This is a genomic window from Paenibacillus yonginensis (assembly GCF_001685395.1).
GTDB lineage: Bacteria > Bacillota > Bacilli > Paenibacillales > Paenibacillaceae > Fontibacillus > Fontibacillus yonginensis.
This window is the reverse complement of record NZ_CP014167.1, coordinates 4,459,368-4,481,439: the sequence shown is the minus strand read 5'-3', so window position 1 is coordinate 4,481,439 and position 22,072 is coordinate 4,459,368. Positions and strand designations below refer to the sequence as shown.

At 54.5% G+C, this 22,072-nt stretch carries 16 protein-coding genes and 1 pseudogene; 11 read left to right on the top strand and 6 right to left on the bottom strand.

From position 1 onward, the window contains the following. Nucleotides 1-24: 24 nt before the first annotated feature. A complete protein-coding gene (locus AWM70_RS20335; RefSeq protein WP_068699501.1) occupies nt 25-4,017 on the bottom strand; it encodes a carbohydrate-binding protein in 3,993 nt (1,330 codons plus the stop codon). Nucleotides 4,018-4,388: 371 nt separating this feature from the next. Here AWM70_RS20335 and AWM70_RS20330 point away from each other — a divergent pair, with 371 nt between their 5' ends. From AWM70_RS20330 to AWM70_RS20310, 5 genes are all read left to right on the top strand, one after another. Continuing rightward, nucleotides 4,389-6,053 (top strand): helix-turn-helix domain-containing protein, encoded by a 1,665-nt coding sequence (locus AWM70_RS20330; RefSeq protein WP_068699500.1) that lies wholly within the window; start codon nt 4,389-4,391, stop codon nt 6,051-6,053. Nucleotides 6,054-6,299: 246 nt separating this feature from the next. Then, the gene (locus AWM70_RS20325; RefSeq protein ID WP_083180453.1) at nt 6,300-7,319 is read left to right on the top strand and encodes a FecCD family ABC transporter permease; all 1,020 of its coding nucleotides are present in this window, start codon (nt 6,300-6,302) and stop codon (nt 7,317-7,319) included. Beyond that, a complete protein-coding gene (locus AWM70_RS20320; RefSeq protein WP_068699498.1) occupies nt 7,319-8,338 on the top strand; it encodes a FecCD family ABC transporter permease in 1,020 nt (339 codons plus the stop codon). Before AWM70_RS20325 ends, AWM70_RS20320 begins: the two co-directional genes overlap by 1 nt. A gap of 40 nt (nt 8,339-8,378) precedes the next feature. Beyond that, nucleotides 8,379-9,410, top strand: a complete 1,032-nt coding sequence (locus AWM70_RS20315) for an ABC transporter substrate-binding protein (protein WP_237167766.1) — start codon at nt 8,379-8,381, stop codon at nt 9,408-9,410. A gap of 363 nt (nt 9,411-9,773) precedes the next feature. Further along, complete coding sequence (locus AWM70_RS20310) at nt 9,774-11,132, top strand: MATE family efflux transporter (protein ID WP_099093172.1); 1,359 nt, start codon at nt 9,774-9,776, stop codon at nt 11,130-11,132. A 109-nt stretch (nt 11,133-11,241) separates the two neighbouring features. Here the strand turns inward: AWM70_RS20310 and AWM70_RS20305 are convergent, their stop codons facing one another. Next, entirely contained in the window at nt 11,242-12,429 is a 1,188-nt protein-coding gene (locus AWM70_RS20305; protein ID WP_068699492.1) for a GGDEF domain-containing protein, read from the bottom strand. Nucleotides 12,430-12,672: 243 nt separating this feature from the next. On the opposite strand from AWM70_RS20305, the gene AWM70_RS20300 reads away from it, so the two are divergent. Together AWM70_RS20300 and AWM70_RS20295 are read left to right on the top strand one after the other, a co-directional pair. Then, nucleotides 12,673-14,454, top strand: coding sequence for an ABC transporter ATP-binding protein (locus AWM70_RS20300; RefSeq protein ID WP_068699490.1), 1,782 nt, complete (start codon nt 12,673-12,675; stop codon nt 14,452-14,454). Then, complete coding sequence (locus tag AWM70_RS20295; RefSeq protein WP_068699488.1) at nt 14,451-16,322, top strand: ABC transporter ATP-binding protein; 1,872 nt, start codon at nt 14,451-14,453, stop codon at nt 16,320-16,322. Before AWM70_RS20300 ends, AWM70_RS20295 begins: the two co-directional genes overlap by 4 nt. Nucleotides 16,323-16,426: 104 nt before the next feature. Here AWM70_RS20295 and AWM70_RS20290 read toward each other — a convergent pair whose 3' ends face one another. Then, a complete protein-coding gene (locus AWM70_RS20290) occupies nt 16,427-16,864 on the bottom strand; it encodes a winged helix-turn-helix transcriptional regulator (RefSeq protein ID WP_068699486.1) in 438 nt (145 codons plus the stop codon). A gap of 293 nt (nt 16,865-17,157) precedes the next feature. Here AWM70_RS20290 and hxlA point away from each other — a divergent pair, with 293 nt between their 5' ends. The 4 genes and pseudogenes from hxlA (at nt 17,158) to AWM70_RS20275 (ending at nt 19,682) form a co-directional block, all read left to right on the top strand. Beyond that, nucleotides 17,158-17,790: a 3-hexulose-6-phosphate synthase gene (hxlA, locus tag AWM70_RS20285; protein ID WP_068699484.1), complete on the top strand. Its 633-nt coding sequence runs from the start codon at nt 17,158-17,160 to the stop codon at nt 17,788-17,790. 2 nt (nt 17,791-17,792) lie between these two features. Continuing rightward, nucleotides 17,793-18,365, top strand: a complete 573-nt coding sequence (gene hxlB / locus AWM70_RS20280) for a 6-phospho-3-hexuloisomerase (RefSeq protein WP_068699480.1) — start codon at nt 17,793-17,795, stop codon at nt 18,363-18,365. Between the two features lie 279 nt (nt 18,366-18,644). Next, nucleotides 18,645-18,826: pseudogene (locus tag AWM70_RS23970) on the top strand (aldo/keto reductase); the annotation flags it as partial. A 220-nt stretch (nt 18,827-19,046) separates the two neighbouring features. After that, complete coding sequence (locus tag AWM70_RS20275; protein ID WP_237167765.1) at nt 19,047-19,682, top strand: response regulator transcription factor; 636 nt, start codon at nt 19,047-19,049, stop codon at nt 19,680-19,682. Between the two features lie 119 nt (nt 19,683-19,801). On the opposite strand, the gene lepB is transcribed toward AWM70_RS20275, so the two are convergent. The 3 genes from lepB to AWM70_RS20260 are packed head-to-tail and all read right to left on the bottom strand — an operon-like array spanning nt 19,802 to nt 21,864. Continuing rightward, complete coding sequence (gene lepB / locus AWM70_RS20270) at nt 19,802-20,389, bottom strand: signal peptidase I (protein ID WP_068699478.1); 588 nt, start codon at nt 20,387-20,389, stop codon at nt 19,802-19,804. A 52-nt stretch (nt 20,390-20,441) separates the two neighbouring features. Next, nucleotides 20,442-21,371, bottom strand: a complete 930-nt coding sequence (locus AWM70_RS20265) for an AAA family ATPase (RefSeq protein ID WP_169823480.1) — start codon at nt 21,369-21,371, stop codon at nt 20,442-20,444. Further along, the gene (locus AWM70_RS20260) at nt 21,361-21,864 is read right to left on the bottom strand and encodes a hypothetical protein (RefSeq protein ID WP_151208782.1); all 504 of its coding nucleotides are present in this window, start codon (nt 21,862-21,864) and stop codon (nt 21,361-21,363) included. Before AWM70_RS20260 ends, AWM70_RS20265 begins: the two co-directional genes overlap by 11 nt. Between the last annotated feature and the right edge of the window lie 208 nt (nt 21,865-22,072).

Sequence of the window (22,072 nt, the reverse complement as noted above, 5' to 3'; positions counted from 1 at the left end):
GAATGCGCCTTCCCGCGACTTCGCTTACCAGTTATTCCCGGATACCCGGTTGACGGTGAAATTCGGGGATTTGCTTTCACCATAAATAGCTGCAATGCCCGGGTTATTGACTTTGACATTGGCGAAGCTGGCTCCGCCGACCACCGGCCCCTGCCCGTCTTCGGCTTTGGCAACCAGCTTGATGCCATACCGGGTCGGGTTATTGATCGTGATGTTCTCCAGACGGATATTCTGCATCGGCAGATTCTCCGGCGCTTTGGACTGGAACATCAGGCCGAAGTATACCGGGTTGTTAATGTCGACGTTTTTCACCAGGATATTCTTGAAGTCCCTGTCGCCGCCATAAAACCAGATGGCCCCGAAGTTCTGATAATCGTTGATCTTGTCGTCGGCCCCAACGCTGGTCCAGAAGTCGCCGCCGGTCCGGTCCAGAGTAACCCCGTCGATGACGGTGTCGATGGCGCCAAATCCCAGCGTGTTATATCCGAAGCTGAGGCTGCTGACGGTGAGGCCCGGATAAGTCAGCGTATCCGCGCCGTACAGGTTCTGGAACAGGTTATCCTGGCCGCCGTAAACGGCAAAAGCCGCGGCACGTCTCACGTTGGTGGCAGTCAGGTTGGTATACTTGTTGCCTACGTTGTAGGAGCCGCCCGCATCGATAGCGCTGAACAGGGCAAACGAGTCGTCGCCGGTGGCGCGGGCATAGTTGTTGTCGATGACGTTGTAGGACGAGCCGTTGGTCATGTTGATGCCGTCCGCAAACATGTTTTTGATCCGGTTGTTCTTGAATGTATTGTGGGAAGAGTTCACACCCCAATACAGACAGACGAAATGCTCGGCCCAGATATTCTCGATCGTCACGTTCTGCATGCCGTTGCCGTCAATGAACTTGCCCGGTCCATCCTGCCGGTAGATGTAGTTGCCCCAGGCGGACAGATCCCTGATCGTAGAACCGTTTGCGGCGGAGCTGATGTTAAACCCGACGTCCGTATTCGTCTGATCCTGCGGGGCCATCAGCTTGGTGTACCATGGGCCTGCGCCGATAATTTCAGTAGCGCGGCCGTACAGGAAAATTTTGGACGAAATCGTCCATTCCCCGGCAGGAATAAAGATACCTTTCTTTGATGTGTCCTGACGGAACTCGTTCAGCGCCTGCTCGATGGATTTGGAAGCCGAAACCTGAACATATTTGCTTGGGTCCGGGTTGGAAGCAGGAGGAGCAACGTTTTCCGTCTCGATCATGTCCACATAAATCCACGGAACGTCCCCTGCGTCTTTTTGAATCTTGATTTTTGTACCGGCCGGATATACCTGATCCAGCATCAGCTGCGAATCCTCGTACAGCCAGTAAGCCTTGGAGCCGGAGTTGTCATAGCCCAGGCGCCCAAGCGTTGAAGGCGTGGCGTACAGGTAAGAGAACTTGGAGGTCACCTTAAAGTTGCCTTTATCCACCCCGTTAGCATATATGCTTACCGTACCGGTGGTATTTTCGGCAACGGCGTTCCGCAGCACAAACGCATTGGCCGGCGAAGTCAGCGTAAATTCCACGTATTCACCGGTGGCATCGAGATAGACGGCCGAACGGCCGGAGGCTTCACCGGCAAAGTCGCCCGGTGTAAAGTTTGGAGCCAGCTTCGTTCCATTGGTGTTGTTCGAGGAGGACTCCGCTTCCAGGATGGTGAACGGCATATTTGCGCCCCGGCCGGAATACAGGCTGGAGGTGCTGGTGTTATTCGCCTGTTTGACCGCTGCTTCGTTGGCATCCGGCGCGATCGTTGTCGTAACGGTGTAGCTGCCGTTAACCGCCGTCCAGGTTCCAACCGTTACGTTCGCCGACGCTCCTGCAGCCAAGCTTCCATTATAAGTTCCGTTAAACGTTTGCAGGGTGGCTCCGGCAGCGTTCTTCAGCACTACCGTGATAGCATGGGCGCCGCTTGCCGAGGCGATATTCCCCTGATTCTTGAGATTCACGGTGAAGGTGACTGTATTGCCCGCGCTTGGATTGCCGGGCGTCCAGGACGTCGTCCCGATCAGATCGGCGCTTTGCACCTGGCCTACGACAAGCTGCGAAGGATTCGTATAGCTGTTGTTCGAATCGTTCGTTTCAATGATACTGTTGCTTTCATCGACCTTGGCGGTCACCATATAGGAGCCGGCATCTTTTGCGCCGATGTTCGCGGAGACATTAGCCGAGGCGCCTGGTGCCAGCGCACCGACGGAAGCCGTCCCGGCAAGAGTAGTCCCGAGATAGAAATTGACATTCGTTGCGGCAGAGGAGGCGCTGCCGATATTGCGGACCGTTGCGTTAAGCGTAATGGCGTTCGTCTCAATCGGTGCAGCCGGAGACCAGGAGGCAGCGGTTACCGTCAAGTCCGGGTTAGGGGCCGGTGTGCCAAAGATCTGGAATTCGGCAACTTGCCCGCCCGGTGCTCCCGAGTTGGCCGTAAACCGGAGCTGCAGGCTGCTCGCAGTTGCATTTACGGGAATCGTTACCGTATTTTGCGAAGCGGGATTAAACGTATAGGAAGCAGCGGAGACCAAATTGGTGAAGGTCGCCGAGTTTTGATCGTGTCCCAGCACCTGAATCGTCTGCGTACGGGAAGCCCATTCGCTGGCCGGATTCAGCTTGAGCACAACCGACGTGACGTTGGCGTTGGCGCCAAGATCTACAGTAAGCGTGCTTGGATGCCCGCTGCCTTCCCAATAGGTATTCACATCGTTATCGTTGGCATTGGCTGCTACAAAAGTAAAGGTGGAAGATGAAGCCGAAATCGCTTTGCCGATCGCAAGGTTCGTTCCGCCGTCCCCGCTCGAACCGCTCCGTGTCACGGAGTTGCTTGGGGCGGATGCGTTGCCTGCGGCATCCTTGGCGATTACGTAATAGGTTACCGTCAAGCTGGCCGGCTGCGTATCGGAAAAAGTGACGGTCGATCCGTTTACGCTGCCGCGAAGCTGATTGTTCACGTAGATATCGTATCCGGTGACGCCTACATTATCGGTGGATGCGTTCCAGGTGAGGCTGATTGTGCCTGGCAAAGGCTGCGTGAAAGCCAGGTTGGACGGAGCCGAAGGAGCCTGGTTATCCGCTGTGCTGCCCTGCTTAAGGTTGATCCAGTTGATATTAAAATCGAATCCGCTGGCATAAACGCGAAGTGTCTGCGGTCCCGCATTAAGCGTTACGTTAGCGGTAACAGTCTGCCAGCTCTGCCAGCCGCCGGTGTTGGGCACAGCGGTAGTGGCCAAGGTCGTCCCGCCGGACTGGAGCTGAATTTCACCGCTGCCCGAATTGCTGGCTACCCGGTATTCTACGGTATAAGCACCCGCGCTTTGCACGTTCACGCTGTAGTCCATCCAGTCGCCTACATGGATCCAGCCTACATTAAGGCCGCCGCCGGTGTCAGATGTCGGTTCGGTTTGGATGCCGCTCATCGCGCTGTAGTTCTCCGCTTCAATCTTGCCCGGAATGGCCAAAGGCTCGGACGGAGTAGAAGTAGTCCCGTAAACCTCCAGCTCAGAGAGCTGTCCGGCCGGCCAGCCTGTGTTGGCGGTCACGAGAATCCGCACGTAACGGACGCTGGCTGCAGGGAAATCAATGGTTACGGTATTGCCGGCATTCGGATTAAACGTATAACCCGCCGATGCCTTCAGATTCGAGAAGCTGGTTCCGTTTGTGCTTCCTTGTACGGACAGGGTTTGCGTGCGGCTTTCCCATCCGGAAGGCAGCTTCAGCACAACCTGATCCACCGCGGCCGCACTTCCGAGGTCTACCTGGGCCCATTGCGGGAAGGCATTATTAGAGCTTTCCCAATAAGTCCCTGCGTTCCCGTCCGTGATGTTGGACGCCGCATACACATCGGCATGCCCGGATTCCGAAGCCGGTTTGCCCGCCGCTAAATTGGGTCCACCCGCTGCTTGTACGGGCTGAGTCCCTCCAAAAGAGGTGAAGAACGTTCCTGCGATCATCGTTACAAGGCATATCCAAGCGAAGAAACGTCTCTGGCTTTTCACGAATGACATTCTCCCTTCATTAAGAAAGATTAGAATGAATACTTGACATCCCTGTTGTGATTACCTCGGTTTCCTGGACGTTTTGTTCCTTTCTGACTTTTGTGTAAGCGGTATCACAAAATCGCGTATGCTCCCCCCTTTTTGGATGAATTAGTGCTGCATGGAGATCATAATTCGGAAACAATTCCATAAATAGGGGTGATTCTATGAAAAATATGTGCGGAATTACCCACTTTCGCCGATCGCATTCCGATCCCGAAGGACGCTGAATTCCCTTAACTATTCTTCTGTTGTAAGATAGGGGTGATTACGCTCCAATCCCCATAAGGAGGAAGATGAGCAAAATGGGTTTCTTCAGGAATTAAAGGAGCGAATAGACCATGAACACTTCCCTACCCGAACACGATTTCCTGCAGCATACCTTGATCGAAATCGCGGAGGTCCGCTCCAGTAACGATATACCGCCCTGGTTGGCTTCGTCCGAGCCGCTGGCTCATCATACGATTCTATATGCCTCCTCACCGGGGCAGACCTGCCTGGCCGAGGACGGCGAGCAGCTTCCGCTTGCGGAGGAAACTTTATATGTATTTGTTCCCGGCAGCCGGGTTGCTCTGAATTCCCCTTCGGCAATCGGGCAGAAAGCGGAGTATTATTGGATAACCTTCGATCTTTACCGGCTGGCCGAAAGCTCACGGTCCTACCGTTCCTACGAGCGGGTGCTGGATTTTCCCGGTGTCCGTCAGCATCCTGTCAGCAAGAAACGCTTTAAACGGCTGTTTGACGCCATGAGGCCGGGCAAGGATATGCCCGCTGCCGGTCCGGCTGGACGGAGCCGCTTTCTGGCTCAGCAGCAGCTGTACAGCCTGCTTGACTTTCTGCTGTCCATAGAGAATGAAGCCGAATCAGACATGGAGGACACGCTGGACAAACTGAAGTCTTCGATTCTCTTCATGCAGCAGCATTACGCTCAGGATATCCGAGTCGACAAGCTGGCCGAGCTGGTGCAGCTGCACCCGTCTTATTACGCCCGGCTGTTCAAACAGACGATGGATTTAACCCCGGTCGAATACCTGACCCGCCTGCGGATGAACAAAGCCAAAGAGCTGCTGCTGCAGAAGGATAAATCCGTACGTGAAGTCGCTTACGAAATCGGATATGAGGACGAGTTCTATTTCAGCCGCAGATTCAAAAGGACAACCGGACTGGCACCAACCCTTTATTTGAAAAAGAAGGATTTCCGCATCGTGTCCCTCTCCGCGCCTTACACGGATCATTTGCATACGCTGGGACTGCGTCCGCTCGCAGCGCAAACTTATCCCGGGCTCCCGCTGGAGACGATGGAACTCGACTTGCCGGAGCATGCTACCGATCCGTGGGAGGTGCGGCGGAGGATTTTTACAGAACTTAAACCGGACCTGATTCTATGCAAAGACAATGTACGAGCTCAAGCGATGGAGCATGTCAATGATCTTGCGCCCGTCATTTCAATTCCCTGGGCCACCCAGGATCTATATACTCATTTGTCTGTCATTGCCGGCCTTACCGGACGCGAAGACGAAGCCAGGCAGTGGATCGAACGTCATGAGCAGAGGTCCGAGGAGCTTCGAAAGGCGCTGAAACGCCGCATCGGTCAAGCTTCGGTTGCCATCTGCGTCGTACGGACAACCGGACTCCGTATGTACGGCATGCGGAATATCGGCCATGTCTTCTACCGCTCGCTGCAGCTTGCCCCGCCGGAGCGAATTGCCCGGCAGACGGAACCTTACCTGCCCGGGACCCATTTCAACTGGACTGCCCTGTCCGAGCACGAAATCGGCTTTTATGAAGCGGATTACCTGCTGATCGCCGTCTCCAACGCCGAAGAACAAACCCGCATGGAGCGGCTGTGCCGCGAACATGCCGCATGGATGGCCCATCCCGCTGTACGGGCAGGCCGGGTCCATTTTATTTCCTGGCCGAAATGGAAGCCCTATGCGCCTTACGCCGTTACTTGGCAGCTGGAGCAGGCTTATCGGCTGCTTGTTCCAGATGGAGTCGTGAACTGACTCTCAAAAGCAACCTCGGCAAATCTAGTCGTGATATAAGAATCCTCAAAACGATAATCAAATGCCCGGAGGTCTTGAGCCATAGGATGGACATTTAGGTCGATCCGGCTATAAATCGCTATGGGCTCCTCTCCCATCTTGGATTTGTCCATGCTTTCTACCTTGGATAATGTCATGTACGGGAGTTCTGGGACCCTTATAATTATTCATTGATAATGATTATCAATATTAATTGGAGAACATGCGATGTCCCGACCCTTTAGCCGTTCCAGTAAAAACTTAAGGCGCGCATTATGGCTGCCCGCGGCTGCCGCCGGGCTGCTGCTTGCTATTCTGCTTGCCGTGTCATATGGAGCCAAAAGCATTCCCCTTCCAGAGGTCTGGGCCGCCATCTTCCGCTTTGATGCCGATGATGAAGCGCATCAGATTATCCGGAACCTCCGCCTGCCAAGGGCCCTTGGTGCGGCTGTGACCGGCATGGCCTTTGGCGCTGCCGGAGCCTTGATGCAGGGAGTCACACGGAATCCGCTTGCGGATACCGGCATTCTCGGCGTAAACGCCGGGGCCGCTTTTGTGGTAGCGCTGGCGTTTGCTTTTCTGCCCGGCTTGTCCTATTTCAACCTGATCCTGCTGTCCTTCACCGGGGCCGCTCTAGCCACCCTGTTCATCGTTATGCTGGGTTCGGCTACCCCGGGAGGATTGTCTTCCCTGAAGCTGACCATTGCCGGTGCTGTTGCGGCCGCTCTGCTTCATTCCTTCAGCACCGGGGTGGCTATCTATTACGGACTGAGTCAGGATCTTGCTTTCTGGTACGCCGGCGGGGTAGCAGGCGTCAGATGGTCCCATCTCAAGCTGCTGGCTCCCATTGTCATCGTTACGCTGGCCTGGTCCGTCTCGATGGGCAGGTCTATTACCTTCCTTTCGCTTGGCGATGAATCGGCGGTTAACCTGGGAGTGCGCGCCGGACGTATCCGCGTTCTGGCCATGACGGCTGCCGTCCTGCTGGCAGGAAGCTCCGTCTCTGTTGCCGGGGCGGTGGGATTTGTCGGGCTGGTAGCGCCGCATGTGGCCAGAAGGCTGGTCAGCGTCGACTATCGGCTGATCATCCCTATGTCCGCACTGCTCGGCGGTACGCTGCTGGAACTGGCGGACATCGCCTCCAGAATGGTGAGCCCGCCGCGTGAATTCGCCATTGGAGCCATGGTTGCGCTCGTTGGCGTTCCGTTTTTTCTATATTTAGCCCGCAAGGAAGGGAGGTCGCTGTGATGCTGCTTCCTTCAACCGGGAACCGGGGAACAAGGGCCAAGCGGTTTGGTCTGCTCCTGCTGCTGGCCGTCATCGTGGTATTCGTTATCAGCGTAAACACAGGAACCATCCGGCTGTCGCCCCGGCAGCTGGGTTTGACCCTGCTAGGCTATGGTTCTCCGCAGGATCAACTGGTTCTCTTCACCTACCGGCTTCCCCGAATCCTCGTTACCCTGCTGGCCGGCGCAGGGCTGGGCGTGGCAGGTGCCGTCCTTCAGGGCGTGTCCCGCAACGCGCTGGCCGATCCGGGCATTCTCGGACTGCACGCGGGAGCAGGCTTCGGGCTGATGATCTTTGTGTCCTTCTTCCGGACACTTGAAGGGCCTTCCGCCCTGATCATTCCGCTCTTCACCTTCTGCGGGGGACTGCTGATTGCGCTGATGGTTGTCGGGCTGGCTTATGACCGGCACAAAGGGCTTGTCCCGATCCGGCTGATTCTGGTCGGCATCGCCATAGAAGCCGGCTTCAGCGCCGTAACCCTATTTCTGGCGCTCCGGCTTGACCCCGATACCTACGCTTTCGCCGCAGCCTGGCTGGCCGGCAGCGTCTGGGGCCGGGACTGGATCCATGTGCTGGCCCTGCTGCCATGGATTGCCCTGCTCCTCCCTTACGTCTACTCAAGGTCCAAAATGCTGGACTTGTTCACTTTAGGCGACGATACCGCCGTCAGCATTGGCGGCAAGGTGACGCAGAGCCGGCTGATTCTGCTGGCCGCTGCCGTTGCCCTGTCCTGCGCCAGCGTATCCATGGCCGGCGGCATAGGCTTCATCGGGCTGCTGGCGCCGCATATCGCCCGAAAACTGGCCGGGCCGATGCACCGGCATTCCCTGCCCTTGTCGGCCTTGACCGGCATGCTGATTCTGCTGGCCGCCGATACGGTCGGCAGGTCGATCTTTGCCCCCAATGCCGTTCCGGCAGGCGTCGTGGTGGCCGTCATAGGGGCACCTTTGTTTTTTACGCTGCTGATGAGAAGCAAATAATAAATCCTGAATGAGGAATTGAATGCTGGAGGGAATTTGTGTGCATAAATTAAAAGGATTAACCCCATTGTTGATACTTACGCTGGTCCTGGTGCTGTCCGCATGCGGCAGCAACGCTACCAACGGACAAAACGCTTCAAACACTGGCAGCGGCAATGCCGCTTCCTCGGAGCCGGCTTCCGCGTCCAACTCGGCGGATACCGCTTCATCCTCTGCTTCGAACGTTTCCGGAAGCTCGCAGGAGTCTTCCAAAGCAGACGAAATTCTGCAGAGCAATCCGGATGCAAGAATCGCTTCGATTTCGATCCACATCACCAACGATCTGCTGGCGATCGGCTTGACGCCTGTCGGCTCTGTTATCGGGGGCGATGTGAAGGATTTTCTCCCGCATGTGAAGGACCTGCTGCAGGGAGCCGCCAAATACGGCACGGTCAGCGACCCGGACATGGAAGCGATTCTCGCTTCCAAGCCTGACGTGATTTTCCTTGATGAGAATTATTCCGGCCAGGACATTTCCAAATTTGAAAAGATCGCCCCGACCCTCACCGTCAACACAGCCGAAGGCACCTGGCAGGAGCAGCTGACCGAAATCGCCAAACATGCCGGCCGCGAGCAGCAAGCTGCCAACTTCATCCAGCAATATGCGGATAAAGCCGAGAAGGTCAGCGGGCTGATTCATGCCAAACTTGGCCCGGACGCCAAAGTCATGGCCATTCGTTCCACTGCGAAGGAACTCCGCGTCATGGGGGTCGGCCACCCTATGGGTCCGATCATGTTCGAAGAATTAAAGCTCAATCCGGCAAACGGCGTAGAGAAAATCGACAAAGCCTACGAGACCATCTCGCAGGAAGTGCTTCCGGACTTTGACGCTGATGCGATCTTCGTGATCGTTAGTGTCGGCAGCACGGCTAAAGCCAATTTCGATGCGCTGGAATCCAACCCGCTGTGGAAGAATCTGAAAGCCGTCAAGAACAACCACGTTTATATCCTCGACGGCCAGAAATGGCTGGACTATTCAGCCATTGGGCAGGATATGGCGCTGGATGACGCCGAGCAGCTGTTTAGCAAATAACCGTCTTCCGGCGGTTCATCCCTACAATAATACGAAACCCGCGTCAACAGGTCGAGAACCCTTTTTCAGCGATTCCGCTTAGAAAGGGGCTTGGATCTGGCTGATCTGCGGGTTCTTTGTTCTGAAGAGAAATCCTGGCACTGGACAAGTTCCTGAAAATTTTAGAGAATTTCATTATTTTTCATTTTAGTTGCTGTAATTCCATGAGAACTATGCTAATATACGTTTGTTTATATGTCGGGAAGTGCTGTCGTTCATGACTTGAGGGAATAGATTCATCTAAATTTGGTTTGTCTGGAAGGTGACAACTTGGAAAGCACGGCCTTGGAAAATTCGTCAACCGGCGGTAAAAAACAATTCCATATGTTCCATTTAACGTGGCCCATCTTTCTGGAATTGTTTCTGTTTATGCTGATGGGCAGCGTCGACACGTTTATGATCAGCTCGGTGTCCGATCATGCGGTCGCAGGCGTTGGAGCTGCCAATCAGATCATTTCGATTGCGATTCTCGTGCTGGAGGTTATCGGCAACGGTGCGGCCATCGTGGTTGCGCAATATCTCGGTTCCAAAAAATTAAGCGAAGCCGCCAGGGTCACAGGCAATGCCATTACGATCAACCTGGCCGTCGGCCTTGTGCTCAGCGTGATCTTCCTGCTGTCCGGCAAAATGATGCTGAAGCTGCTGAACGTTCATGGCCCTATTCTGGATTATGCCGTATCCTACATGCAGATTGTAGGCGGAGGGATTTTCCTGCAGGCGCTGATCAATGCGCTGGCCGCTACGATCCGGACGCACGGCTTCACGAAACAGACTATGATCGTTTCGCTGCTGATGAACGTCATTCACGTGGCAGGCAATTATGTCCTGATCTACGGGCATTTTGGATTCTCAGCCATGGGGGTTCAGGGTGCGGCGATTTCCACCGTATTCAGCCGCCTGGTCTGTCTGCTGGTCTTCTTCTGGCTGATGTACCGGGTTATGGAGGTCCGGGTTCGGTTCAACTATTATGTGCAGCTGTCGAAGCAGTACATTGCCAAAATTCTGAAAATCGGCATTCCGTCGGCTTTCGAAAGCATTGTTTATCAGATTTGTCAGCTGATCTTCACCCTATACGTCACTTATCTCGGCGCAGAAGCGATGGCTACCCGTCAATATGCCGTTAATATCTCTTCTTATATCTATCTGTTCAGCATGGCCATCGGAATGGGAACAGCGATTGTGGTAGGCCATTATGTCGGATCAAAACGTCAGCAGGATGCGTACACCCGGGTCTTCAAGAGCGTCAAATGGGCGCTTGCCGCGACTGTGATCGTCGATTTGATCATTATTGCGTTCCGCGTTCCTTTATTCCATCTGTTCACGGATGATCTGGCAATTGTCAGACTCGGCTCCCAGGTACTGCTGCTGAGTCTGATTCTGGAGACCGGACGAACGGTGAACATCGTCATCATCAACTCCCTGCGGGCTGCAGGCGACGCCAGATTCCCGGTCTACATGGGTCTCCTCTCCATGGTCTGCATGTCGCTGCCGCTCGGTTATCTGCTGGTCTTCCAGCTGCATCTGGGACTGGCGGGCATTTGGCTCGCCATTGCCGCCGACGAATGGACCCGGGCCGTCATCATGTATTTCCGCTGGCGCAGCCGGGCGTGGGAGCGTTATTCGCTGGTCGATCATGATCCGGCAGCGGAACCGGCCGTACAGGCTGCACCGGCTGCCGGTTAAGCCCTTGGTCACAGCGCCAGCTTACAGATCGTATAGATCGCAAGATCAAACAAAATAGCTTATCCAAACAGGTTAAAGAAGCCTGCCTCGACGACCCTTGAGGCAGGCTTTAATTTTGTCTCTGCTCATCAGAAGGCGAGCTGTTTCGCTCCAGCCGGTTGCGCCCCTGGCGTTTAGCCGCATAAAGCGCCTGGTCGCTGAGCTTATAGAGCTGCGAAACGGCAAGATCCCTGGCAGCGGTAAGCGTAACGATACCCATGCTGACCGTATAAGGGATCAATGCTCCGGAAGCTCTCTTTTCGGCAAGCCGGGATCTTAACCATTCGGCAAATGCTTCCGATTCCTGTTCACCAAGGCCAGGGAGCAGGAGGGCAAATTCGTCCCCGCCATATCTGCCCAGCCAGCCGCGCCCTTCCAATAGCTGCTGAACATCGCCTGCCATCTCCTGAAGGACGCGATCCCCCACGTCATGGCCATGCGTATCGTTAATCCTCTTGTAATGGTCGATATCAAACAAAATAAAAGAGACCGGCTCCCCGCGCCTTGCAAGCTGTTCGATGGAGCGCTGCGACTTCTCTATGAAGGTTCTGCAGTTCAATGCCCCGGTCAGATCATCATAACTGGCCAGCTGCAGAAGCTTCTCGTCGGCCTGTTCCTTTGAAAGCAGAATAAAGCCAATATTTCCGACCAGCATCATAAAGAAAATGAAGAAATAAGAAACAAACTGATACCAGTTGGCTCCGGAGAACAAACTCATCTGATCGGCCATGCTGACCGCTAGCACAGCCCGCATCAGCAGGAAGACGCCAAGGGTGGCGTACATGGCGCTCAAGGTCTTTTTCAACGCTGAGGCCTGCTTGTCCCCTGCCAGCCTGTACACCGGATAAGCGACAAACAAAAAAATCATGAGCGAGGAGAAACTGATTCTCGGCCACCCAGCATCGAAACAGAAGAAGATAAGGAGATAGCCAGACAGGCCGACCGCTGTAAGAAGGAGCATAAACCGGCGTATAAACGGATTCATGCCGCCTATCGCTTTCAGCACCGCCCCCATCTCCAGCCAAGCCGCGACAAACAAGATCAGATTGGGCAGCACAACCCCAAACATGTCCGGCAGGACAAACCGAAAGACGGACAAGCCCCATACGGCCCCTTGAAGCCCCTTGGAGAGGCTGAACCAGTAAATAGCCGAAACCTGCGTGAATTTACTTCGATAGGCGGAAATCAGAATCAGGGTACATAAATGACCAAGGGCGACAAGCGTAAAGACCGTTTTCATATCCAAAGCTATGTTCATTCCGTCAGTATTCCTATCCTGTGTGAAGTTATTTGGTGAACTACACCCTAAATCTATCATAACCTTTCAACTGATCGGGAGAAAATATCCCCATTACGCCTTGAAGGAACATACGTTTCCATATAGGATATAGGAAGGGCTTGGAGACGGCTTGCAGACTGAATTTATAGTCAATCTCGGCATTGACTCTCCGCCAGGAACAGGATACATTTACCATTGCGAAAGGAAAGGAGTGTTCTTAGTATGTCCGGGGAATTGACAGCAGGAGAAACGGCACGAAGGCCCAAACTGGGCAAATACCGCACGATTCTGGGCAGATATGTCCTGCCGCAGCGCAAATTAATGATCAGTCTCACGGTCTTATTATTTGCATCCATCGGGCTGCAGCTCGTGAATCCGCAGATCATCCGGTATTTCATTGACAACGCGCAAGGCACGGGCAGCCTTAGGCCGCTGTATGTTGCAGCTTTCTTATTCATCGGCTTCTCGATCATCCAGCAGATCGTTTCGGTCTGCGCCGCCTATTTCAGTGAAAATCTGGGGTGGAAAACGACCAACAAGCTGCGCGCCGATCTGGCGGAGCATTGCTTGTCTCTCGATATGTCTTTTCATAAAAGACAAACCTCCGGTTCCCTGATTGAAAGGGTAGACGGAGATGTCAACTCGCTGGCTAACTTCTTCTCGAGTTTCATTATACATATGGCGGGCAACGCCATGCTGATGCTCGGCATCCTGGTGCTGTTGTTCCGGGAAAATCTTTGGGTCGGCGTTGTCATGACCGCCTTTGTTATCGGCGCGATCTTCCTGATCCAGTGGATCCGCAAATTTGCCGTGCCGGTCTGGACCAAGTGGCGGGCGCTGAACGCCGAGTTCTACGGCTTTATCGGCGAACATCTGGAAGGCACAGAGGATACACGCGCCAACGGCGCAGCCGGTTATGTCATGGGCCGCTATTATGAACTGGCCCGCCGGATGCTGCCGGTCCGTGTCCGCGCCTTCTTTGGTTTCTTCCTTATGTGGGGCACTACCATCTTTGTGTTTGCCTTCGGCAATGCGGCCGCCTTTATCGTCTGCGCGCTGCTCTGGAAGCGGGGCGAGCTTTCGATCGGCGGCATCTATCTGGTCTTCTACTATACCGAGCTGCTTGCCAAACCCATCGAACAGATCCGGACGCAGCTGGAGGACTTGCAGAAGGCAGATGCCAGCCTTGTCCGGGTACAAGACCTGCTGGCAACCGAATCGGCCATCCAAGACGGGCCCGGTGCTCCTCTGCCGAAAGGCCCCCTCTCCCTGAATATCCGCGATCTCAGTTTTGCTTATGATCCGGAGGACGCTCCGACCCTCCGGCAGCTGAATGTTCGGCTGGAGCCTGGTCAAACGCTGGGGCTGCTCGGGCGTACCGGCAGCGGCAAAACAACGCTCGCCCGGCTGCTTCTTCGCTTCTATGACCCTCAGAAGGGAGCGATTGAGCTAGGCGGTCTGGACATTCGCCAGTGCAAGCTGCATGAGCTGCGCAGCAGCGTGGCGATGGTGACGCAGAACATCGAAATTCTGGAAGGAACAGTACGCGATAACCTGACTCTATTCGATGAGCGAATCCCGGATGACCGGATCATTGCCGTCCTGGAAGAGGTCGGCCTTCGCGACTGGTACAGAGGCATGCCGGAAGGACTGGATTCGCGGCTGGCTTCCGGGGGCGGCAGCCTGTCCGCCGGGGAAGCGCAGCTGCTGGCCTTCGCCCGGGTATTTCTGACCGATCCGGGACTTGTCATTCTGGACGAAGCCTCCTCCCGGCTTGACCCGCTTACGGAGAGCCGGATAGAGGCAGCCATTACCAAGCTGCTCGATCAGAGAACCTGCATCATTATCGCCCACAGACTGTCCACCGTGCAGCGGGCGGATCAGATACTGATTCTGGAAGATGGACGGATTCTGGAGGAAGGCCCGCCCCAGGCACTGGCTGAAGATGCGGATTCCCGTTTCAGCCGAATGCTGGCTGTCGGCCTTGAGGAGGTGCTCGCATGAAAACCAGGCATTTCTTCATCCGTTTGCTTTCGCTGCACCCGGTTATCTATTTAGCCAATCTGCTGGCCTGGACGCTGGTCCATATGTCTTTGCTGATTCCGGGTCTCATTACCAAGCAATATTTCGACCAGCTGGAAGCCCACACGAATCTCGGCTACGGTGTTTGGGCCCTGGCGGCCCTGTTAATCGGCGCAGCATTGGGGCGGATGGGCGTCATTGCCTGCGGCTTCCTGACCGATGTTCATTTCCGGTTCCGGACCAGCATGCTGGTCCGGCGCAACATGCTGGCCCATGTGCTGAACGAACCTGGCGCAAGAGCGATCCCCTGCTCGCCAGGCGAAGCGATCAGCAACTTCCGTGATGACATCGACCAGACGGAGGAAGCGATCAGCTGGTCGGTGGACTCGCTTGGACTTGTCGGCTTCGCCATCGTGGCCGGATACATTCTGATTTCCATCGACGCACAGATGACGTTATTTGTCTTCGTGCCGCTGGTGATTGTCGTAGCTGCCGCGCAAATCGCGACAGCACGCATTCAGAAATACCGTGCGGCCAGCCGCGAAGCCACTGCAAGAGTCACCAGCTCGATCAGCGAGATGTTCTCCAATGTGCAGGCCATCCAGGTTGCAGGAGCGGAATCCCGGGTGGTGCGCCGTTTCGTGGAGCTTAGCGACCGCCGCCGCCAAACGATGGTGAAGGATAAGCTGATCACCGAAGCCTTGTCGTCGGTCTTCACCAACTCCGTTAACCTGGGTACCGGCGTCATTCTGGTGCTGGCCGGCTACAAAATGCGCAGCGGGACTTTCAGTGTCGGCGATTTGTCTTTGTTCGTCTATTATTTGACGTTCGTGACCCAGCTGATCTCCAATCTGGGCAACTTTATGACCTACTATAAACAAATGACAGTCAGCTTTGGCCGACTGAAAAACATGCTTCAAGGGGCGCCCGCTTCCCTGCTCAGCGCCGCAGCTTATATCGGAATCGGCAAGCCGGGCCGCAACTGGGGCGGACGCAGCAGCCGGCAGAACGAAACTGCACAAACGGCGGCTGTAGAGCCCAAACACGGGCTTGTCCCGGGCAAGGCTGAAGCCTCGGTGCCAAACGGCCTTCAGTTGGGGCCGCTCCACAAGCTGGAGGCCAGGGGCCTGAGTTATAGGTATCCGGAGACCGGCCGGGGCATTCAAGACATTGACCTGGAGCTGGAGCGCGGTTCTTTCACCGTCATCACAGGGATGATCGGTTCCGGCAAAACAACGCTGCTCCGCGCCCTGCTCGGCCTGCTGCCGGCAAGCAGCGGGGAGATCCGCTGGAACGGCCGGCGGGTCGAGAAGCCGGCCGACTTCTTTGTGCCGCCGCAGAGTGCCTACACGGCGCAAATTCCGCGGCTGTACAGTGATAAGCTGCGCAACAACATCCTGCTCGGCCTTCCGCCCGAGCAGAGCAGCCTGGCCGGCGCGCTGCATGCCGCCGTGCTTGAGGAAGACGTCGCCCGGCTGGAGCACGGACTCGACACCCTGGTCGGACCGCGCGGCGTCAAGCTGTCCGGCGGGCAGGCCCAGCGAACCGCGGCCGCGCGCATGCTTGTCCGCGACGCTGAGCTGTACGTCTTCGACGACCTATCCAGCGCGCTGGATGTCGAGACGGAGCGCAAGCTTTGGGAGCGGCTGTTCCGCGAACGCGGCGAGGCCACCTGCCTCGTCGTCTCGCACCGCAAAGCCGCGCTGGCTCATGCCGACCGCATTATCGTGCTGAAGAACGGCACGATTGAAGCCTCCGGTACGGCCGAGCAGCTGCTGGAGACCAGCGACAGCTTCCGCCAGCTGTGGTACGGCGAGGAAGCCGGCGGAGACAGCGGGGATGCCGGCTAACACGTTTCGCCGGATCTGATCTGGTCTGATCTGATCCACATGAAATCAAAAACAGCCGCACGCCAATTGGCGTGCGGCTTTGTATGTCTTTGGAGCATTTCCATTTATTCACTAACCGCAGCGGCCACAGGCTCTGGTGACGAGATGGATTCCTGGGCCGAGTCCCCGGCTGATGGCGCCTCTGCAGATCCGTTCCAGACTACGGCTTCCCCGTAGTGTTTGCCCCACTCATACATCGATCTCAGCACCGGCATCAGGCTCGTGCCGTATTCCGTCATGGAATACTCGACGCGCGGAGGGACCTCCGGATACACCTTGCGGCTGATCAGCTTGTCATCCTCCAGCTCACGAAGCTGGTTGGTCAGCATTTTTTGTGTAATGTTCGGAATCAGCTTCTTCAGCTCCCCAAACCGTTTGGTGCCTTCCAGACCGAGATGCCACAAAATGATCAATTTCCATTTCCCGCCGATCACGGCAAGGGTTAATTCCTTCTCACAGTTAATCTCCTTGAGATTAATCCGTTCCTTCAGCTCGTTAGCCAAATTCGACACCTCCCTTCTATCAGTATATCATTTACACTTACTTTCCATCTAGCACTTAGCATCAAAAGGAAACTAATGTGCCAGAACTAGGTTTGGGACCCAATTTCATTTCCCCACAAGGGCCTGATAAACCGCCATTAGTCACCTGCAGGTGACTACCTGACGGCAAAGTGCCTACTTTCGCGAAAGAAGCGGATCGATAATAATAGAGCCTATCCAGCCGTATGCAGGCGTCTCGACTCAGGGACCCTATCGGTCAGGAGAATCTTAGCATTAAAGGAGCGAATGTATACATGGAACTTCAATTGGCACTCGATCTGGTGGATATTACAGGCGCAAAGGAAGTTGTCGCCGAGGTTGCTGAATATATTGATATCGTTGAAATCGGAACTCCCGTTATTATCAACGAAGGTTTGCACGCTGTTAAGGCGGTTAAAGAAGCTTTCCCCAACCTGACGGTCCTTGCCGACCTTAAGGTGATGGATGCGGGCGGATACGAGGTCATGAAAGCGGCTGAAGCCGGTGCCGGGATCGTTACGATCCTTGGCGTAGCCGACGACTTGACGATCAGCGGTGCGGTAGCGGAAGCGAAGAAGCAAGGCGCTCGGATTCTGGTGGACATGATCAATGTCAAAAATCTGGCCGAACGTGCCAAAGAAGTAGACGCGCTTGGTGTTGATTTTATCTGCGTACACTCCGGTTATGACCACCAGGCTGCGGGAATGAACTCGTTTGAAGACTTGCGTACGATCAAGGGCGTAGTGAAGCAAGCCAAAACAGCTATCGCCGGCGGCATCAAGCTGGATACGATTGCCGAGGTAGTCAGCGCCGGACCGGATCTGGTCATCGTAGGCGGCGGAATCACCGGCGCAGACGACCGGAAAGCAGCGGCAGCGGAAATTCAAAAGCTCGTGAGGCAGGCGTAACCATGAACGCCTCTTCTCATTTGGCCCGGCTGATCGCCAGCGAACTGGAGCAGTCGGCACAGCTGATCGCTGACAGCTCCATAACGGAGCTGGCTGAGACGGTCATGCGTTCAGAGCAGGTGTTTCTGGCCGGGGCTGGCCGCTCGGGCTTGATGGGCCGGGCCTTTGCCATGCGCCTTATGCATGCCGGCATTCCGGCTTATGTGGTAGGCGAGACGGTTACGCCTGGAATTACGGAGCGGGATCTGCTGATCATCGGCTCCGGCTCCGGCGAGACCGCCAGTCTGGTCCTGATGGCAAGCAAAGCCAAAGCGGCTAAAGCTTCTGTGGCTGCTGTTACGATTAATCCGGATTCTTCCCTCGGTTCAATCAGCGACCTGGTCGTTAAACTTCCCGGGGCTGTTAAGGACCGGAGCGAGCAGGATCAAGGCGCAGGAACCCTGACACTCCAGCCAATGGGCTCCTTGTTTGAGCAAACCCTGCTGCTCTTCTACGATGCCGTTATCCTGCGGATCATGCAGCTCAAAGGATTGAACGGCACGGGGATGTACGGCAACCATGCCAATTTGGAATAATTTTGGAATCGCCTTCTTAAAATTTTTACAACAAGCGGTTCTACGCCGTATGAATGAAACCAGCAATCTAACAGCCGATGCCTCCCGCATCGGTTGTTTTTGATTTTGGGCAGCACGAAACTCTAAACCACCCCTCTGGATCTTCTGTTTGCCCCGCTCCTTTGGAATAGGAGATAATAAACGGAAACAGCCAATTGGTGGAAGGAAATCTTTATGGAGTCTGCTAAAAACAATTCCGCTAGTGGAGAAAGCACAACTATTTACATAAAAGAAGCCGCTTACGGTTCCTGGAAAGCCATGAATGAATTGCTGCAGTTGGGAAAGTTCGTGCGATTGGCGTGTCTAATTTCCATAACGATCGGCTTATGGATTTAATCTGCAATGGCGAAGGGGTTATTCCGGCGGTAAATCAGGTCGAAGCCCATCCCTTTTACCAACAGATGGAAGAACAGAAACTGATTGCTTTCCCACTCTCTTTCCTTGCTCTTTTTACGCTCCGCAAAAAGCTTTGCATTCATTTTAACCTAATTTATTTCGTATTCTACATAAGACGACAACTTCTATTATTGAAGAAAATTGGAAGATCGAGGTATACTTTTAGTAGTTCTTTTTACATAGGACCTATTTCGCTACTTGACGATTCCAACAGATTTGTAAGAGGAAAGGAGTTTCGGCCTGATCATGCCCATACAGGTTATTGTCGTTGATCCTTATCAGCTGGTAAGAAGAGGCATCACCTCGATTCTGGAAGGAGAACCGGATATTGAAGTATGTGGTGAAGCTGCAGACTGTTCAGAAGCTCTTGAACTGATCAAGAAGTTGAACCCTCAAATCTGCATCATGAATAACCGGATTAATCAGCAAAACGGACTGGATGTCATCGAGAAGCTGAAAGACGAGGGTGCAAACTGCCATTTTATTTATTTGACGTCAAGCATGAAGCCCTCCGAGATCCAGCAGGCTATTACGCTTGGCGTAGAAGGCATAATCCCGAAGGAAGCCCAGCCGGAAGAACTGCTCTTTGCCGTTGGCATGGTTGCCCGCGGGCGCAAATATTATGATTATGAGCTGCTTGAGGCCAAACTGTTGGAAGGATTCCAGAAGAACGACAGCCATCTGACCCCTAAGGAAACCGAGGTGCTGCAGATGCTGAGTGAAGGATTGTCCAACAAAGAGATCGCTTCGCGCCTGTTCATTACCGATTACACGGTAAAGAAACACGTCAGTCAGATTTTATCCAAGTTGGACTTGCCCGATCGGACCAAGGCGGCTTTATATTACCATAATAAAGGACTTCGGGAGGACATCAGCGTTTAAACTCGGTGAGTAGAACGGGGGAATATCCTGCTCTAATCTTGATCCCGTTATGCATTTCAAATAATTTCCAAAAAAAGGTCAGATTGTCTAACCGACTGACCTTTTTGAATTGCCCGGGTTTATTCTAACGGACCCTTAAGCGGTTTGGCGATGGCAGACCAGGGAATCAGCTTCATCAGCGCGTAGCCTTTGATTTCTTTCTTCTCTACAAGCCCCAGCTCACTGCTTCTGCTGTCCAAGCTTTCCCCCGGTGTCCGGTTATCCCCCATGACGAATACCTCATCCTTGCCAACCAGCACTTCCGGCATATCATCAGGCACACCTGCGGTATACAGCTCGGGAAGCGACTGGCCGTTCCTGTAAACTATCCCGTCCTGAATGGCGATCCGATCTCCTTCAACGCCGATGACTCTTTTGATTAATTCATAAGATAATTTATGGCTCTGGATGACCACAACATCCCCATAATGGGGTCTACCGGTATAAATGGACAGTTTGTTAATCAGCAGGATATCCCTGTTATTCAAGGTGGGCTGCATGGAGTGCCCCGATACCCGGCTCAACCCGATCATATGCATGATGAGCAAGTAAGCCACGCCCAGATAGATAACAAATCTGATCCATCCCCAAACCTCCGATTTCCTGCGGGCCTTGATTTGTTCTGGACTGGTTACGGTACCGGGAACGCCGGCTGCTGCTTTTTCCATGTCGATCACCCTTCTCGTTGATTAGTAAAAACAACTCCGGCCGAGCAGCCTCTTAAAGGCTGGCCGGTGCGGATTGTCCGGATACCGGGTTGGCCGGTGCTGGCGTTGGTTCCGGCTGCTCACCGGAAGAACCTGCCGGATTATTCACCTGTCCGGATGGCTCCGGAGTAGGCTCAGGCGCAGCGATAGGCACTGGAGTAGAGACTGGTGCCTGTGTCGGCGCAGGTTCAGAAGATGCCGCTGGATCCGCTGGGCCGGATGGATCTGGAGACGGTGCTGGTGTCGGCTCAGGGGAAGTAGAGGGTTCTCCTTGTTCCGACGGTACTGGCTCTGGGGTGGCTGACGGTTCAGGAGAAGATGGAGCGTTCGTCTGGTCGGACGGCGCCGGCTGGGAATCCCCCCCTTGAGAATCCTCCGACGGTACAGGGACTTCAGACGGCTTAGGAGATGCTGTAGGCGCAGGTGTTGCAGGCGGTTCATAACTCAGCTGCGGCGGCACATAACTTGCGTTCAAGTTATCTATAGCTTCAATAGCGCTGTCCACGATCGTTTGCAGTTTGGCTTCCATTTGCGCTTTATCGTCAGCGCTGGAATAGTCTGCACTGCTGATGAGCTGGTCCACATAGGCTTTAATTTGGGCCCTGCGCTGCTGCTTCTGCGCCTCCGTATAGCTTTGCAGCTCTGCCGCCTGGGCATCCAATTTTGCTCGCAATTCTTCCTCCAAACGTGCTTTCTGCTGCTCGGTTTCGGAATGAATCGCCAGGTCCAGATCCGAAATCGCGCTGCCTGCCGTCTGATCGGCCCAAGCCTTGACCTTGCCTTTCAGGTCTATATCGGCAAAAGACAAACTCGTAGTTACGGCAATCAAAGCGCTTAGAGAAACAATTCCGATCAACAACCGCTGCTGAGTTTGCTTACGCGTTGATAGGACCGTTTTACGTGACCTTCTCATTTTGGCTAATTGGGTTGGATTAATGTTCATCTGGCAGAATTTCAGCCGTCCCCTGCGGGTTAAACAGACCATCTAATAGATCTCCGGCTTCAAGCTCCAGCTGCTCGTCAGCCTGCTGTTTGGCTTGAGCCGTATAATCGGCAAATTGTTGTCTGACGATGCCGTCTTGACCTTGGCTTCCAAGCAGCTCGCTTTGCGCTTCGTCAATTTCACGGTTATAAGACTCTCTCCGCTGGTCAAACTCGCTGTTAAACGCGCTCAGCCATTGGCGCTGCCAGTCGCGAATTTGCGAGATTCCCGCTTCCTTCTCCGCCTTAACGGTTTGAATAGCCGCTTGGCCGAGCTTGTCCGGGAACGACTTGACCAGTTTCAGCTCAATACGCTGAACGGCCTGCTTATAGCTCGTCTGATACCAGCTTTGCAGCGAATCGCCGGCTTGTGGGGCTGCGTAAGCGATTCCGGCTGTCATAACAACTGTAAGCAATCCCGCCGCTCCCAGGGTCTGCAGCTTCCTCAACATCAATTTGCCTGACTCCTCTCGGGTCCAACTTGTCCATTGCAGTGATGCCTTGCTTGTGAACTCAGTATAGCCCGCGGAACCCGGGCGGCACTTCCCCTTCGGTTTACTTCTTATGGAACCTCACAGTTCCAATTTAAGGTCTACCCCGCAAGCGAAAAGGAATAACCCTTAAAGAGATTCTCTGCGCCTTTAGAAGACGATCTTGAGCTCC